Here is a 15504-nt window from a genome sequence, read left to right on the forward strand (position 1 = left end):
TCAGCGAAGAATTCAGCTCGACGGTGTGACTGTCACTTTCACGCTCTTCATCAGTGGTTGGTCGCTTTCGGTGCTGTAATCGCCGATCGCGCACAGCACATTCATCTCCGGCATGTACCCGGCCGCGCACCCCACCGGAATGTCGTATTCGACGACCTTGTATTTGTACAGCGAGCGCTTCGACCCATCGCGGGCGGTGCTGGTGATATCGACGGGATCGAATTCCTTCAGGCCGCGCTCGTGCATATCGTGTTTGTTCATGAAGATCAGCGTGCGCAGGTTCTTCACCCCGCGGTAGCGATCGTTGTTGGTGTAGATGGTGGTGTTCCACTGATCCTGCGAACGCTGCGTGGCCAAGGTGAGCACGCCGGGCGGATTGGTGGTGTCGGGCAGTGTCACCGCGGAGAATTCGGCCTTGCTCGACGGCGTGAGGAAGATCAGTTCGCGCGCGGGCTGCCGAATGCGGAAACCCAGACCCAGGCGCACGCGGCGGTTGTAATCCTCGAACCCCTCGAGCACCTTCGACATGGTGTCGCGGATGCGGTCGTAGTCCTCGACGTAGTACTCCCAGCGCGTATTCGTCTCCGGCAGTGCGGCTTTGGCGATACCGGCCAGAATCGCGGGCTCCGACAGCAGGTGCGGCGAGGCAGGTTTGCGCATGCCACGCGACAGGTGTACCACGGCCATGCCGTTCTCCATCGAGATCACCTGCTTGCCGCTGCGCTGGTGGTCGTGTTCGGTGCGCGCGATGCAGGGCAGGATCAGCGCGCGTTTGCCGTGCACGACGTGGCTGCGGTTGAGCTTGGTGGACACGATCACGGTCATGTCGGTCTTCTGGAACGCCTCGAAGGTGTAGGCGCTGTCGGGCGCGGCCTGCACGAAGTTGCCGCCCATGCTCATGAAGAACTTGAGCTTGCCCTTCTGCATGGCCTCGATGGTGGCCACCACGTCGTACCCGTCGGCGCGCGGCACGTCGATCTCGCAGACCTTGGCCAGCCGGTCCAGGAATTCCGCGGGCGGGTTGTTGTCGATGCCGCAGGTGCGGTTGCCCTGCACGTTGCTGTGCCCGCGCACCGGCGAGGGGCCCGCGCCTTCGCGACCGAGGTTGCCGCGCATCAGCAGCAGGTTCACGATTTCGCGGATGGTCTCCACGCCGTGTTCGTGCTGGGTGATGCCCAGGCACCAGCTGATGATGCTGCGGTCGGCGTCGCAGTACACGCGTGCGGCCTTGCGCACCTCGGCTTCGCTCAGGCCCGACTGGGTTTGGATGTCGGCCCAGGTGGTGGCCTTGACTTCGTTGACGTAGTCGTCGAAGCCGACGGTGTAGCGCTCGATGAACTCGTGGTCCAGCGCCTTGGGGTTGGTCTCGGCTTCCTCGAGCACGGCCTTGGCCATGCCGCGGATCAGCGCGAAGTCACCGCCGATGCGCACCTGCAGGTTGAGCGTGCCGGTCTTGGTGGGGTGGAAGGTGGCCATGGCCACGAAGTTGTGCGGAATGATCGTGTCGCGCGCGCCCGCCTCGATCAGCGGGTTGACGTGCACCACCTGCGCGCCGCGCTTGTACGCCTTGGCAAGCGCGGTGAGCATGCGGGGCGCGTTGGACGCGGCGTTGATGCCCATGATGAACAGCGCGTCGGCCTTGTCCCAGTCCTCGAGATCGCAGGTGCCCTTGCCGGTGCCCAGCGACGCCTGCAGGCCGCGACCGCTGGCCTCGTGGCACATGTTGGAACAGTCGGGCAGGTTGTTGGTGCCGTATTCGCGCGCCATCAGCTGGTAGAGGAACGTGGCCTCGTTGGCCAGTCGACCCGAGGTGTAGAACGCGGCCTCGTTGGGATCGGGCAGCTCACGCATCGCCTTGCCGACCATCTCGAAGGCGTCGGGCCAGCTGATCGGCACGTAGTGGTCGGTCTCGGGGTCGTAGACCATCGGCTCGGTGAGCCTGCCCTGGTCCTCGAGATCGTAGGAACTCCAGGTGGCCAACTCGGTGACGGTGTGTTCGGCGAAGAACTCCGGGGTGCACCGCTTGTGCGTCATCTCCCAGGTCACGTGCTTGATGCCGTTCTCGCACACGTCCAGCACCAGGCCGTCGGTGGCGTCGGGCCACGCGCAACCGGGGCAGTCGAAGCCGTGCACCTGATGGTTCATCTTCAGGATGGCCTTGGTGCCGATGAACGGCTCGTGTTCCTTCAAGACCATGAACTTGCCGACCGCGATCGCCGCGCCCCAGCCGGCGGCCGGGTGACGGTAGGGGGGATCAGCTTTCGGCACCGCCGCCAGGTTGGCCGCTTCGCTCGGACCCTTGTCGGGATCCCATGTGGTGTACGGACCGTCAGCCATCAGAAAATCTTCCCTTCGCGTGAATGCGGATCGAGAAAGATAGAGCTCTGTGCAGTGTCTGTCTTGGATTGTCTACCGTCGAGATCACGGATGGGCGTAGGCCCACTGTCGGCCGTGTCGTGCGTGGGGTCCAAGACCGGTTTCCGACCGCCCGATAGGGCGCGCCTATCACCGCCGGACAGCGACCCGGCCGCCGAAGCGAGGCGGATCACCGCAGGTTGACGGTGTGCGCGCCGGTGCGGCACCCTTGATCATCGGCCCTACGGGCAGGCCCCGCGACCGACTTCGGAGGAACCCTTGCGCACCACGCAGACCTGGGCGCACCAGCTTCATCGACGGTTCATCACCGAGATCGATCATCTGCCCGCCGCCCGCGTGTTCATCGGCCTCGCGATCCCCGGCCTCGCCCTGATCGCGGTGGGCCGCACCGACCTGCTCATCTACGCGGTGTTCGGATCGTTCGTCGGCATGTACGGCTTCGCGGAATCGCCGCGGCAACGGCTGATCCATCAGAGCGAAGCGGCGGTGATGCTGGTCGGCGGGGTAGGGGCGGGCATTTTGCTCGCGAAACTGGAGGCCCATCCCGCGGTGTTGGTGTCGGCGGTGGCGGTGTTCGCGGCAGTGGCGTCACCGATCACCGACCGGCTCGGGCTGCGCCCCGAAGGGCCGTTCTTCGGGATCTTCGCGTTCGGCGCGATCGCCATGGTGGCCGGTATGCAGCCCGATCCGATCCTGGCGCTGCTGTTGTGCGCGGGCACCGCGGTGTTGTGCGTGGTGGTCGGCTATCTCGAGTCCTCGCGTCGGGTTCGCCGAGGTGGCGCGTGCGCGGACGGGGTGCGCATCGCCCCGCACCGGACCGGGCGGGTGTCGATGGCGCAGGCCGGTCGGTACGCGATGGCGATCTCGATCGCGGGCGGGATCGGGGTGCTGTTGGGTGTGGGCCATGCCAATTGGGCGATGGCGGGTGCGGCGGTGCCGTTGGCCGCGGCCAGTTCGCGCGACCGGATCACCCGCGGGATGCACCGGGTGGTGGGCACGTTCATCGGTCTCGTGGTCACCGCGCCGCTGCTGATTCCCGGTCCGAGCGCGGCCATGTTGGGGCTGGCGATCATCGCGCTGCTGTATCCCACCGAGCTGTTCATGGCCCGGCACTACGCGGTCGCGATGGGCTTCTTCACGCCGCTGATCATGTCGATGACCGAACTGGCCGACCCGACCGATCCGTGGACCATGCTCACCGAACGCGGGGTCGACACGGTGATCGGTGTCACGGTGGGAATCGCTGTCGCGCTGCTCATTCGCGAACCCGCTACCCCCGCGTTACCCGCACCCGAGACGCCGGTATGCGAAACGTTGCATACTGTCGATATGGCTGATGACAACGATTGGTACTACTGCCTCAAGCACCGCACCGTCGAGCAGGGCAAGGGCTGCTGGTACGCCGACCGGATGGGTCCCTACCCGGACAAGGCCACCGCGGAGAAGGCACTGGACATCGCGAAGGCGCGCAACAAGGCCGCCGACGACCAGGACGACTGACCAGCCCCTAGATGCTGTTCCGCCAACTCGAATACTTCGTCGCCCTCGCCCGGGAACGCCATTTCGCCCGGGCGGCGAAGGCCTGTTACGTCTCGCAGCCCGCGCTGTCGGAGGCGATCCGCAAACTCGAACACGAACTCGGCGTGCCGCTGGTGCGCCGAGCACGCACGTTCGAGGGACTCACGCCCGAAGGCGAGCGCCTTGTCCTGTGGGCCCGGCGGATCATCGCCGACCGGGAGGCGCTGGAACACGAGGTCCGCGCGCTGCAGACCGGTCTCACCGGCGAACTGCGGATCGGGGTGGTGCCCGCGGCGTCGAGCACGGTCGCGCTGCTCACCGACCCGTTCTGCACCGAACATCCGCTGATGCGGGTGCGGATCGAGACCAGTCTGCGGTCGCCCGACATCGTCGACCGGATCCGCCGGTTCGAACTCGACGCGGGCTTGGTCTACGTGCAGGGCGTCGACACGACCGGGCTCACGCTGACCCCGCTGTACCGCGAACGCCACGTCCTCGTCGCGGGCACCGCACTGGTCTCGGGTCGCACGTCGATCTCCTGGGCCGACGCGCTGGAACTGCCGATGTGCCTGCTGCCGCAGGGAATGCGCGGCCGCCAACTCATCGACGACGCGCTGGCCACCCTGGGCCTGACCGCGACCCCGCAGCTGGAAAGCGACTCCGTGGCCACCCTGCTCGAACACGCGCGCACCGGTCGGTGGGCGTGCATCGTGCCGCAGCCGTGGGTGTCGGCGCTGGGACCCACCGCCGACGTCCGGGTGTTCGAACTCGCCGAACCGATCGTCACCGCGCAGATCGTGTTGGTCACCGCGGCGGGGGAGCCGGGGTCGGTGCTCACCACCGCGCTGATCGAGACCGCGGCAGCCACCGACTTCGACCTGGCACCGCGCCCGATCACAGGGTGATCTAATTCAGCTATAACCGGGCAACCTTGGGTTACTGTGCGAAACCATGAGCAAACGGTTGCTGCTGTCAGCTGTTTTCCGACTCGTCGGATCGGTGATCGTCGGCGTGATCGTCGGGCTGGTGGTCGGGCTCGGACACGAAGCGCCGCTGGGCATTCTGGCCGGAATCGCTTCGGCGGCAACCGTTTTCGTCATCGCCGGATGGATCGTGCTGTGGCCGATGAGTCCGGAGGAGACCAAGAAGCTGGCCCGGCGCGAAGACTTCCAGCCCTTCATCGAAGAACTGTCGGTGGTCGCGGCGGCGCTGAGCGGGCTGGTCGGCATCGTGGTGGTGCTGGTGCTGCGGCATTCCAACGCGACCAATATCGCCGCGGCCGTCGCGCTGGGCGGGGTGTTCATGGCCTGGGGTTCGGTGCACCTGATGTATGCCGCGCGCTACGCCTACATCTACTACGAGGCGCCCACCGGCGGTATCGACTTCAACATCTCCGAAGATCCGGACTACCGCGACTTCTTCTATTTCAGCTACAACCTCGGCATGACCTACCAGGTCTCCGACACCAACGTGTCCAACGAGACCATCCGCGCGGTGGTCCTTCGACACTGCCTGCTGTCCTACATTTTCGGCACGGTCATCCTCGCCACCACGATCAATCTCGTGGCGGGCCTGGCCACCAACTGACGCGTGATCGAGCGCGCCGATCAACCGATCGGCAACCCGTGTTGATCGCAGCCCTCACAGTGAGCAGAGTCATGGGATGAGCAGAGTCACCGCACGGCGCAAGACGACCCGACTGTCGCCGACCGGGCGGATCCAGCGACCTGACACGCTCGCGGTCGAAGAGCCGCTCGAGATCCGGGTCGACGGGCAGTCGCTGTCGGTCACCATGCGCACTCCGGGCGACGACATCGACCTGGTGCACGGGTTCCTGTTCGGCGAGGACATCATCGGCAATGTCGACGACATCGTCAGCGCCCGGTACTGCGCGGGCACCGACGACCAGGGACGCAACACCTACAACGTCCTCGACATCGCGCGGCGAACCCCGGCCCCGATCCACACCCGCAACTTCCTCACCACCGGCGCGTGCGGACTGTGTGGCAAAACCGCTTTGGACGAAGTGCGCACCCACACCCGGTACCCGATCCCGCACGAGTCGGTGTGGATCAGCACCGACACCCTCGCCGACCTGCCCAAACAGTTGCGCGCCGGGCAGAAGCTGTTCGACGTCACCGGCGGGCTGCACGCGGCAGGCCTGTTCACCGCCGACGGCACCCTGCTCGCGCTGCGCGAGGACATCGGTCGGCACAACGCCGTGGACAAGGTGATCGGCTGGGCGGTGCGCGAAAACCGGGTTCCCGCACACGATCTGGTGCTGGTGGTGAGCAGTCGCGCGTCGTTCGAACTGGCGCAGAAGGCGGTGATGGCGGGGATCCCGATTCTGGCCGCGGTGTCGGCACCGAGCTCGCTGGCGGTGGACCTGGCGGCGGAGTCCGACCTCACCCTGGTGGGGTTCCTGCGCGGCGAAACGATGAATATCTATACCGGCGAACATCGTTTGACCTGAGGGTTCTGTGTGCGAAGTGGGCGTTGGAGCATATGTCGCAGTACGGTAACGGGACGGGCTGCCAGCGTCGAACGCCCGGGGGAGTTTACGAACAAAGATGCTTCACAAAACGAACATTGATCGACGCCACCGTGGCCGGGTGGCACTGTCCGCGTTGCTGGGCGTGGTCGCGCTGGTCGGCGCGGGCTGCGGCACCGAGCCGAAGGCCGCGCCGCCCCCGGTGACAACCACGGCCTCGGCCGCCGTCGACCCCGGTCCCGTGAGCGGGAACTACTCCATCGCGGTACCCGGCAGCCTGGCCGCGGATTTCACCGCGCTACAACCCAGTCTGCGCGGCAATGCGGGGCTGGCGATCATGCCGGTCGGCGGCTCGAAGATGGTCACCTTCGGCAACTGGACCACCGGCCCGGCCTGGTCGACGATCAAGGTGCCCATGGCTATCGCGGCCCTGCGCAACAGTTCCGCCTACTCGTCGTACGCCGCCGCCGCGATCACCGCGTCGGACAACGGTGCGGCCGACTCGCTGTGGGCGTCGCTGGGCAGCGGCACCGACGCGGCCAAGGCGGTGGAGGGCGTGTTGCGCGAAGGCGGCGACACCCGCACCACCGTGCCGTCCACCCGCACCCGCACCGACGCGTCGGTGTACGGGCAGGCCGAATGGGCGCTGGCCGACCAGGTCCGGTTCGCCTCGCAACTGCCGTGCCTGCCGCAGAGCGAGCGGGTGGTCGGGCTGATGCAGCAGATCATCGTCAGTCACCACTGGGGTCTGGGCGCGTTCGGCAGTGCCGAGTTCAAGGGTGGTTGGGGTCCCGACACCTCGGGCAAATACCTGGTCCGGCAGTTCGGCCTGATCGACTCGCCCACCGGCCGGATCGCGATCGCCTTCGCCGCGCAACCGGATTCGGGCAGTTTCACCGACGGCATGGCCATGCTCGACAAGATGGCCACCCTGATCTCGGGCCATCTGGACGAGCTCGCCGGAGGTCACTGCCCCTGATCGGCACCGGTGCGGCAAGATGAACGCCATGCGCATCGGAGTCTTGACCGGAGGCGGGGATTGTCCAGGTCTGAACGCGGTGATCCGGGCTGTGGTCCGCACCGCGAACGGACGCTACGGCGATGCCATCGTCGGCTTCGAGGACGGGTGGCGCGGGCTGCTCGAGGATCGAAAGATCCGCATCCACAACGATGATCGCACCGACCGCCTGCTCACCAAGGGCGGCACGATGCTGGGCACCGCGCGCACCAATCCCGAAGTGCTGCGCGAAGGTCTGCCCCGCATCATGCGGACCCTGGACGACAACGGCATCGAGGCGCTGATCCCGATCGGCGGCGAAGGCACCCTCACCGCCGCGAGTTGGCTGGCCGACGAGGGCGTGCCGGTGGTCGGCGTGCCGAAGACCATCGACAACGACATCGACTGCACCGACGTCACTTTCGGCCACGACACCGCCCTGTCGATCGCCACCGAGGCCATCGACCGCCTGCACACCACCGCCGAATCGCACCAGCGCGTGATGCTGGTGGAGGTGATGGGCCGCCACGCCGGCTGGATCGCGCTGAACTCCGGCATCGCCGCGGGCGCGCACCTGACCCTGGTGCCCGAGGAACCGTTCGACGTGGCGCAGGTGTGCGCGATGATCAAAAGCCGCTTCCAGCGCGGCGACAAGAGCTTCATCTGCGTGGTCGCCGAGGGCGCGCACCCGGCCGAGGATTCGGGATTCGCCCTGCGCGAGGGCGGAATCGACGAATTCGGGCACGAGCGGTTCACCGGCGTGGCGCAGCAGCTGGGGTCGGAGATCGAACGCCGCATCGGCAAGGAAGTCCGCACCACGGTGCTGGGTCATATCCAACGCGGTGGCAGCCCGACTCCGTACGACCGGATCTTGGCCACGCGGTTCGGCGTGCATGCCGCCGAGGCCGTGCACGCTGGGCATTTCGGTCAGATGGTGGCCTTGCACGGCACCAAGATCGGACTGGTTCCGCTGGCGGAGGCGACCAAGCAGCTCAAACGTGTTCCGCCGGAACGACTGCGTGAGGCGTCGGCCTTCTTCGGCTGAGATCTGCGCGGTTCGCGGTTTTTGTCGGTGGGCGTGCGTACCGTTGATTCATGCGCACCGGTTCAGTGGTCGTTTCGGTTCTGTTCGTCGTCGCCGCGTTGGTGACGGGATGTTCGTCCGCGCCCGAACCCGCCGCTCCCGTGGCGGTGGAAAGTGGTGCGCGGCCGCAAGATCCGAAACCGCCGTACCCGTATCGCAGCGAGGACGTCACCTACCGCAACGGTGACATCACCATCGCGGGCACCCTCACCGAACCCGAAGGCAGCGGACCGTTTCCGGCGATGTTGCTGATCACCGGCAGTGGCCCGCAGGATCGCAACGAGGATCTCAGCGGGCACCGGCCGTTCTTACTGCTGGCCGACACGTTCACGCGGGCGGGGTACGCGGTGTTGCGCACCGATGATCGCGGGGTCGGCGGGACCAGTGGGGTGCTCGACGAGGCCACCTATCCCGATCTCGCCGCCGATGCCGCCGCGGGGGTCCAATTCCTGCGTGGCCGTGCGGAAATCGACCCGGAGCGGGTGGGGCTGTTCGGGCACAGTGAGGGTGGGTATCTCGCGCCGCTGGTCGCTGCCGGGCCCGAGAGCAATGTCGCGTTCGCCGTGCTGATGGCGGGTCCGTCGGTCCCCGGTGCTGACGTGTTGATCGAGCAGAACAAGGTGGTCATGGCCGCGGCGGGAGCACCGCAGGCCGATATCGACACGCAGGTGGGTTTTCTCACCGAGTGGACGGCGTTGCTGAACGCGGGTGACATCGCGGGCGCCAAGGCGTTCTCGCAGCAGCACAACGATTCGCTGCCAGAGGGTCAGCGACTGCCGCAACCGGTGCTGGATTCGTTGAACGCCCCGTACATGAGCGCCTTGCTCACCTACGACCCGAAACCGGCGCTGGAAGCCTTACGGATCCCGGTGCTCGCCTTCTTCGGTGGCACCGACATGCAGGTGATCGCCACCCAGAACGAACCGCCGATGCGCGCCGCGCTGGCCGGTGATCCCGACGCGACCGTGCACACGTTCCCCGGGCTCAACCACCTGATGCAGCCGTCGCAAAGCGGTAAGCCCAGCGAGTACGCGACGATCGAGACGACCATCGACCCGGCTGTGCTGACCTATGTCACCGACTGGCTGAAGCAGCAGGTGCCCCCGCGCTAGGACCACCGGCGGAACTCGTCGGTGGCCTTACATAGACTGTCTGACCATGAGCGCACCCACGGTCGAGTTGATGGATTACACCGACGTCCTCTCCCGGTACGAGCCCGTGCTCGGCATGGAGGTCCACGTCGAGTTGTCCACCGCGACCAAGATGTTCTGCGGTTGCCCCACCGAGTTCGGCGCCGAACCCAACACCCAGGTGTGCCCGGTGTGCCTGGGCCTGCCCGGCTCGCTGCCCGTGGTGAACGAGAAGGCCATCGAATCGGCCATCCGGATCGGTCTCGCGCTGAACTGTTCGATCACCCCGTGGGGCCGGTTCGCGCGCAAGAACTACTTCTACCCCGATCAGCCGAAGAACTACCAGATCAGCCAGTACGACGAGCCGATCGCCACCGAGGGCTACCTCGACGTGACTCTCGACGACGGGTCCATCTTCCGCGTCGAGATCGAGCGCGCGCATATGGAGGAGGACACCGGCAAGTCCCTGCACGTGGGCGGCGCGACCGGTCGCATCCACGGTGCCAGCCACTCGCTGCTGGACTTCAACCGTGCCGGCGTGCCGCTGATCGAGATCGTCACCAAGACCATCACCGGTGCCGGTGAACGCGCCCCCGAGGTCGCCCGCGCGTATGTCACCGCGCTGCGTGAGGTGCTGCGGTCGCTGAACGTGTCCGACGTGAAGATGGAGCAGGGTTCGCTGCGCTGCGACGCCAACGTGTCGCTGATGCCGATCGGCGCGAAGGAGTTCGGCACCCGCACCGAGACCAAGAACGTGAACTCGCTGCGCAGCGTCGAGGTCGCGGTGCGCTACGAGATGCGCCGTCAGGCCGCGGTCCTGGCCGCCGGTGGCGAGATCATCCAGGAGACCCGCCACTTCCAGGAGGCCGACGGCTCCACCGCCGCCGGTCGCCGCAAGGAAACCGCCGAGGACTACCGCTACTTCCCCGAACCCGACCTCGAGCCGGTGGCCCCCGCCGCGGAGTGGGTCGAGGAACTGCGCGGCACCATCCCCGAGTACCCGTGGCTGGTGCGCGCCCGCATCCAGGCCGACTGGGGCCTGTCCGACGAGGTCATGCGCGACCTGGTCAACGCCGGTGCCCTTGACCTGATCATCGCCACCGTCGAGGCCGGCGCCCCCGCCAACGAGGCCCGCTCGTGGTGGGTGGCCTACCTGACCGAGAAGGCCAAGGAACGCGATATCGCCCTCGCCGACCTGCCGATCACCCCGGCTCAGGTCGCCGCGGTAATCAGTTTGGTAGAGGCCAAGACGGTGAACAACAAGGTCGCCAAGCAGGTGGTCGACTTCGTGCTCGCCGGTGACGGTGAGCCCGCCGCCATCGTCGAGGCCAAGGGGCTCGGCATGGTCAGCGATGACACCGCGCTGCAGGCCGAGGTCGAGAAGGCCCTCGAGGCGAACCCCGACATCGCCGAGAAGATCCGCTCGGGCAAGGTGCAGGCCGCGGGCAAGATCGTCGGCGACGTCATGAAGGCCACGCGCGGTCAGGCCGACGCGGCCCGCGTGCGTGACTTGGTCATCGCAGCCTGTAGCTAGGCGCGAAAACCCGGCCGCCCGTTCTGCTTTCGCAGAGCGGGCGGCCGTTTCGTACCCTAGTCCGGGCCGCCCGCGCCACCCTGCGGCGGCGGGATGCGCACGACGCGGTCGTCGAATTCGCCCGGCTCGCCGTCGGTTTTGTTGGTGGTGGTCACCCAGATGCTGCCGTCGGCGCTGGCGGTGGCGCCCAGCAGTTTGCCGTACTTGTCCTGGGCGATCAGGGTCGGTGCGGTGGTGACCGCGAAGGTGGTCGGGTCGGCGGCGACCGCGGCCAGCGCCTTTCCTTCGCTCAGCGCGATGCCGACGCCTTCGCCGGTGGCCGTGCAGCCGCCGACGCCGGGTCGGTCGGGCCAGGTCCAGGACACGGTGAGGGTGCCGTCGGTGCCCAGGTGCTGCAGGCGGTCTTCGGCGGCGGTGCGGTCGGTGACCCACATGCCGTCCTTGCCGTCGCGGCAGATGTCACCGGCCGTGCCGATCCCCGACGCCACCACCTGCGGGGTGTTCTCGCCCGACGAAGGTGATTCCAGCCGAAGCAGTTTGCCGCCCAGTGAGCCGGGATCGGTTGCGGCACCAGGGTTTCCGGCATCGCCGGTCAGTACCATCAGCTGGGTGGGTGACGACCATTCCAGCGCGCCACGATTTCCGTTGGCGCCCTTGGGGATTCCGGTGAGAATCGGCTTCGGCGCACCGTCCTTGGACAGGCGCACGACCCGGTTGTCGCTGCCGGTGGTGATGTAGGCGTACATCAGCCCGTCCTCGCCGAACGTCGGCGACAGCACGATATCGGACAGCCCACCGTCGCCGGACCCATCCACGGGCACGCTGGTGATCTCCACCGGCGTCGGCTGCGGAGTGCTCGCGTCCACAGCGGTGACCTGCAGAATCCGCCCGGTCTTACGTTCGGCCACCAGTGCGCCCTCGCCGACGCCGATCAGCCCGGCACCCGATTCCATACAGGTGGCGATGACATTGGGGTCGGGGTCGATGCACGGTCCGGTCGGTCGCGGCGCCTTCGACGGATCCTCCTGCGGCTTCTTCGGTTCCGCACCCGACCCACCCAGTTGCGGTTCGGTGGTGAACGGACTCGACGCCGACTCGTCGAAACGGGCGCACCCGGCGATCAAAACGGTGCCGATAGCCACCCCGACTGCCACGCGGCCCGCGATTCCCGAACTCATGTCCCAGACGTTACCGGCACCGGTGCGGGCCGGGCACGCCCGTCGCGTCCGAAGGCCGCCGATCGGTCGAGTGGGGCTGACACGCTGAGGAAGCGTTGGGGCACGCACCGCGACGACCCGTCATAGGGTGGTCCGGTGACCGACAAGTCGAAGGACATTCCGAACGCCGATGATTCGGCGCGGGCCGGACAGGGCGCAGCGGCGGCTGGTCGCCCGGTGACCAGCCCGTTCGATTCGCCGACGGGACAGATGCGCAAGCCGAATCCGAAGGATATTCCGCGCACCGACGAGGACCTGGGCCTCGACCCCGGCGACGAAGTACCCGGCGCATCCACCGCCCATACCGGCCGCGACAGCGCCGGCGAAGATTACGGGTACGCGACGATTCCGCCCGCGACCGCCACCTCCGCGGAAGCCGTGCGCCTGCAGCGCCGCAACCGCGAAGCCCGCCGCGGCACGCTGGATCTTGGTCTGTTCGTGCTGCGACTGGTGGTCGGCTACACGTTCATCTACCACGGCCTGCAGAAGCTGACCGGCTGGTTCCACGGGCCCGGCCTGGACGGCACCGAGCTCATGATGGAAAGCGGCGGCTGGGATTATCCGTCGCTGGCCACCGCGCTGGTGATCGCCGGTGAACTCGGCGGCGGCATCCTGCTGGTCGTCGGCCTGGCGACTCCGCTGGCTGCGGGCGCCGTGCTGGCCACGATTCTGAACGCGTGGATGTGGAAGCAGGGCATGGTTCCCGGTTTCCAGTACAACGCGGGCACTCCCACGGGCGTCGAGCTCGACAGCGTGCTGGCCGGCGCGACCCTGGCGATCATCCTGACCGGCCCCGGCCGCTGGTCCTTCGACCGCACCCGAGGCTGGGCCACCCGCCCCGCCTACGGTTCGTTCGTGGTGGTCCTGCTGGCAGTGGCGGCCGCCATCGCCACCTTCTGGTTCCTGCACGGCGGCAACCCATTCCAGGGCGTGGGCCCCTTCTAACCGATCGGTGGCTGCGGCGGTGCGGGCTCCGCCAGGTGGGCGGTCATCGTGGCTTGTAGGTCGGCTACGAAGGACTCGAACCGTCGCAGTTCCTCGGGGGAGTACTTCCCCATGACCGTGTCCACCTTCGCGCCGAGCGGGCCGAAGAATTCGTCGGCCAGGGCATGGATGCGCGGCGTACTGCGCAACGTGATGACGCGGCGATCGTCGTGTTCGCGACTGCGCACGATGTGACCCGCCTGCTCGAGCCGATTCAACAAGGCCGTGGTTGCGCTGTTGGACAACGAGATCCGCTCACTGAGCCTTGCCGGTGACAGCGTGCCCCCGCGTTCCTCCGCGGTGAGAATCTCGATCAGCGCCTCGGCATCGGTGGAGTGCAACCCGAGCCAGGTCGCGAACCGGCGCGTGAACTCCCGATAGTTCGCGCCGTATGCCCGCAGACCCTCGTCGAGTCGTTCGTGCTGGGCCGCGGCCTTCGACTGGCTCATAGGTTCCTTTCGCGTCGTTTGACATCCTATTGCCCCCAATATACTTTTACCGTGGAATTATTCCACCGTGGAAATAGGAGTGTGCGATGAGTCAAGAGTCGTCCCTTCGCCGATGGCTCGGCTTGATCGCCATAGCCCTCGGCGTAGCGCTGATCGTGGTCGACACCACGATCGTGAACGTGATCATCCCGTCGATCATCGGTGACCTGAACACGGGTTCCACTGAAGCGCAATGGATTCAGGAGTCCTACGCGATCGTGTTCGCGGCGCTGCTGCTGGTGGTCGGCCGCGTCGCCGACATGGTCGGAGCACGTCGAGTGTTCGTGGCCGGTGTCGTGGTGTTCGGCGCGACCAGCATCCTGGCCGGGCTCGCCCCCAACGGCGAACTGCTGGTCATCGCCCGATTCCTGCAGGGTGCGGGCGCGGCGATGATCCTGCCGACGTCGCTGGCCCTGCTCAACGCCACCTTCACCGGCAAAGCCCGTGGTCAGGCGTTCGCGGTCTGGGGTTCCACCATCGGTGCCGCCGCCGCTCTCGGCCCGCTGCTGGGTGGTTGGCTGGCCGAACATGTGACATGGCGCTGGGCCTTCGGCATCAATGTGCCCCTGGCCGTGCTGATCGTGGTCGGCGTCATGGCGTGCATCGCGCCCTCGCCGAAGATCGCCGGACGCCTCGACGTGGTCGGCTCGATCCTGTCGGTGCTGGGTCTGGGCCTGCTCGCCTTCGGACTCGTCGAAGGCCGCACCTACGGCTGGATCACCACCACCCATCCGATGGGGATCGCCGGATTCACTTGGGGCAGTGGACCTTCGCCGGTGCTGGTCGCGCTGCTGCTCAGCGTGCTGGCGTTGGGCGGGTTCGTCTTCCGGCAGGTGCTGCTTCGCCGCAACGGCAACGCCGACAAGGCGCTGATGGACCTGAGCCTGTTCTCGCTGGCCTCGTTCCGCAACGGCAATATCGCCACCCTGATCATCGGCCTCGGCGAGTTCGGCGTGGTCGCGGTGCTGCCGCTGTGGATGCAGTTCACCCTCGGCTACAGCGCCCTGCAGGCCGGTCTGGCCCTGGTCCCGATCGCCATCGGCAGCTTCATCGCCAGCGGCGCCAGCTTCGGCCTGGCGGGCAAGGCATCCCCGCTGAACATGGTGCGCCTGGGTCTGGGCCTCGAGGTCGTCGGCCTGGCCGCCCTGGGCTTCTTCGCCGCCACCGACAGTTCCTGGTGGTCGATCGCCCTGGTCCTGTGCGTGTACGGCGTCGGCGTCGGCTTCGCCACCGCCCAGGTGACCAACGTCGTGCTGGCCGACATCCCCGAAGCCGACAACGGCCAAGCCTCCGGCATCCAAAGCGCCTTCCGCCAACTGGGCTCAGCCCTGGGCATCGCCCTACTCACCACGGTCTTCTTCACCACGTTGAGCGCCAACGTCGACAAGGACCTGACCGCAACAGGCATGCCCGCGGCCCAATCCCAGCAATACGCCCACGCCATCACCGGCAGCGCAGGCGCGGCAATCGAAACCTTTGCCGCCCAACCGGATACACAACAGGTAGCCTCCGCAGGCAAATCCGCCATGACCACCGGCGTCAACCTCGGCGCCTACCTGGCCGCGGCCTTCGTCCTACTCGGCCTGATCGCCACCGCCCTGATCCCCTCCCGGACGGGCCGTGACGACGAGTCGTCAACGCGGACAACGCAACCCGCGCTGGTCTGATCAGCTCGAATAAATACA

13 protein-coding genes are annotated in these 15504 nt (G+C 67.1%); 10 read left to right on the top strand and 3 right to left on the bottom strand.

Going from position 1 to position 15504, the window contains the following annotated elements; genetic code table 11:
• Positions 1-12 precede the first annotated feature (12 nt).
• A complete protein-coding gene (locus ACFWVD_RS04500; protein WP_379240537.1) occupies positions 13-2337 on the bottom strand; it encodes an FdhF/YdeP family oxidoreductase in 2325 nt (774 codons plus the stop codon).
• Between the two features lie 297 nt (positions 2338-2634).
• Here ACFWVD_RS04500 and ACFWVD_RS04505 point away from each other — a divergent pair, with 297 nt between their 5' ends.
• The 8 genes from ACFWVD_RS04505 (at position 2635) to gatB (ending at position 11130) form a co-directional block, all read left to right on the top strand.
• Positions 2635-3876, top strand: a complete 1242-nt coding sequence (locus ACFWVD_RS04505; RefSeq protein WP_379240538.1) for an FUSC family protein — start codon at positions 2635-2637, stop codon at positions 3874-3876.
• A gap of 11 nt (positions 3877-3887) precedes the next feature.
• A complete protein-coding gene (locus tag ACFWVD_RS04510; protein ID WP_379240539.1) occupies positions 3888-4799 on the top strand; it encodes a LysR family transcriptional regulator in 912 nt (303 codons plus the stop codon).
• Between the two features lie 46 nt (positions 4800-4845).
• On the top strand, positions 4846-5481 hold the full coding sequence (locus ACFWVD_RS04515) for a DUF1345 domain-containing protein (protein ID WP_379240540.1): 636 nt from the start codon (positions 4846-4848) through the stop codon (positions 5479-5481).
• A gap of 76 nt (positions 5482-5557) precedes the next feature.
• The gene (gene fdhD, locus ACFWVD_RS04520; protein ID WP_379240541.1) at positions 5558-6367 is read left to right on the top strand and encodes a formate dehydrogenase accessory sulfurtransferase FdhD; all 810 of its coding nucleotides are present in this window, start codon (positions 5558-5560) and stop codon (positions 6365-6367) included.
• A 139-nt stretch (positions 6368-6506) separates the two neighbouring features.
• Positions 6507-7364, top strand: coding sequence for a hypothetical protein (locus tag ACFWVD_RS04525; RefSeq protein ID WP_379240542.1), 858 nt, complete (start codon positions 6507-6509; stop codon positions 7362-7364).
• A gap of 28 nt (positions 7365-7392) precedes the next feature.
• Positions 7393-8427: an ATP-dependent 6-phosphofructokinase gene (locus ACFWVD_RS04530; protein ID WP_379240543.1), complete on the top strand. Its 1035-nt coding sequence runs from the start codon at positions 7393-7395 to the stop codon at positions 8425-8427.
• A gap of 50 nt (positions 8428-8477) precedes the next feature.
• Positions 8478-9578 carry an alpha/beta hydrolase family protein gene (locus tag ACFWVD_RS04535; protein WP_379240545.1) on the top strand — a complete coding sequence of 367 codons (1101 nt, stop codon included), beginning with the start codon at positions 8478-8480 and terminating at the stop codon, positions 9576-9578.
• A gap of 46 nt (positions 9579-9624) precedes the next feature.
• Positions 9625-11130: an Asp-tRNA(Asn)/Glu-tRNA(Gln) amidotransferase subunit GatB gene (gene gatB / locus ACFWVD_RS04540; protein ID WP_379240546.1), complete on the top strand. Its 1506-nt coding sequence runs from the start codon at positions 9625-9627 to the stop codon at positions 11128-11130.
• Between the two features lie 56 nt (positions 11131-11186).
• On the opposite strand, the gene ACFWVD_RS04545 is transcribed toward gatB, so the two are convergent.
• Positions 11187-12308 (bottom strand): PQQ-dependent sugar dehydrogenase, encoded by a 1122-nt coding sequence (locus ACFWVD_RS04545; RefSeq protein ID WP_379240547.1) that lies wholly within the window; start codon positions 12306-12308, stop codon positions 11187-11189.
• Between the two features lie 135 nt (positions 12309-12443).
• Between ACFWVD_RS04545 and ACFWVD_RS04550 the strand changes: the two genes are divergently transcribed.
• Positions 12444-13292 (top strand): DoxX family protein, encoded by an 849-nt coding sequence (locus tag ACFWVD_RS04550; RefSeq protein ID WP_379240548.1) that lies wholly within the window; start codon positions 12444-12446, stop codon positions 13290-13292.
• Here the strand turns inward: ACFWVD_RS04550 and ACFWVD_RS04555 are convergent.
• Positions 13289-13780: a MarR family winged helix-turn-helix transcriptional regulator gene (locus ACFWVD_RS04555; protein WP_379240549.1), complete on the bottom strand. Its 492-nt coding sequence runs from the start codon at positions 13778-13780 to the stop codon at positions 13289-13291. The genes ACFWVD_RS04550 and ACFWVD_RS04555 overlap by 4 nt on opposite strands.
• An 86-nt stretch (positions 13781-13866) precedes the next feature.
• On the opposite strand from ACFWVD_RS04555, the gene ACFWVD_RS04560 reads away from it, so the two are divergent.
• Complete coding sequence (locus tag ACFWVD_RS04560) at positions 13867-15486, top strand: DHA2 family efflux MFS transporter permease subunit (protein WP_379240550.1); 1620 nt, start codon at positions 13867-13869, stop codon at positions 15484-15486.
• Positions 15487-15504: the final 18 nt, after the last annotated feature.

The sequence above is a fragment of the Nocardia sp. NPDC058666 genome (assembly GCF_042714895.1).
Taxonomy (GTDB): Bacteria; Actinomycetota; Actinomycetes; order Mycobacteriales; family Mycobacteriaceae; genus Nocardia.

Excerpts from the sequence above, each read along its gene's own strand:
- ACFWVD_RS04555 (WP_379240549.1), bottom strand. The coding sequence starts at position 13,780 with ATGAGCCAGTCGAAGGCCGCGGCCCAGCACGAACGACTCGACGAGGGT.
- ACFWVD_RS04500 (WP_379240537.1), bottom strand. The coding sequence starts at position 2,337 with ATGGCTGACGGTCCGTACACCACATGGGATCCCGACAAGGGTCCGAGC.
- ACFWVD_RS04510 (WP_379240539.1), top strand. The coding sequence starts at position 3,888 with ATGCTGTTCCGCCAACTCGAATACTTCGTCGCCCTCGCCCGGGAACGC.
- ACFWVD_RS04560 (WP_379240550.1), top strand. The coding sequence starts at position 13,867 with ATGAGTCAAGAGTCGTCCCTTCGCCGATGGCTCGGCTTGATCGCCATA.
- ACFWVD_RS04535 (WP_379240545.1), top strand. The coding sequence starts at position 8,478 with ATGCGCACCGGTTCAGTGGTCGTTTCGGTTCTGTTCGTCGTCGCCGCG.
- ACFWVD_RS04530 (WP_379240543.1), top strand. The coding sequence starts at position 7,393 with ATGCGCATCGGAGTCTTGACCGGAGGCGGGGATTGTCCAGGTCTGAAC.
- fdhD (WP_379240541.1), top strand. The coding sequence starts at position 5,558 with ATGAGCAGAGTCACCGCACGGCGCAAGACGACCCGACTGTCGCCGACC.
- ACFWVD_RS04515 (WP_379240540.1), top strand. The coding sequence starts at position 4,846 with ATGAGCAAACGGTTGCTGCTGTCAGCTGTTTTCCGACTCGTCGGATCG.
- gatB (WP_379240546.1), top strand. The coding sequence starts at position 9,625 with ATGAGCGCACCCACGGTCGAGTTGATGGATTACACCGACGTCCTCTCC.
- ACFWVD_RS04545 (WP_379240547.1), bottom strand. The coding sequence starts at position 12,308 with ATGAGTTCGGGAATCGCGGGCCGCGTGGCAGTCGGGGTGGCTATCGGC.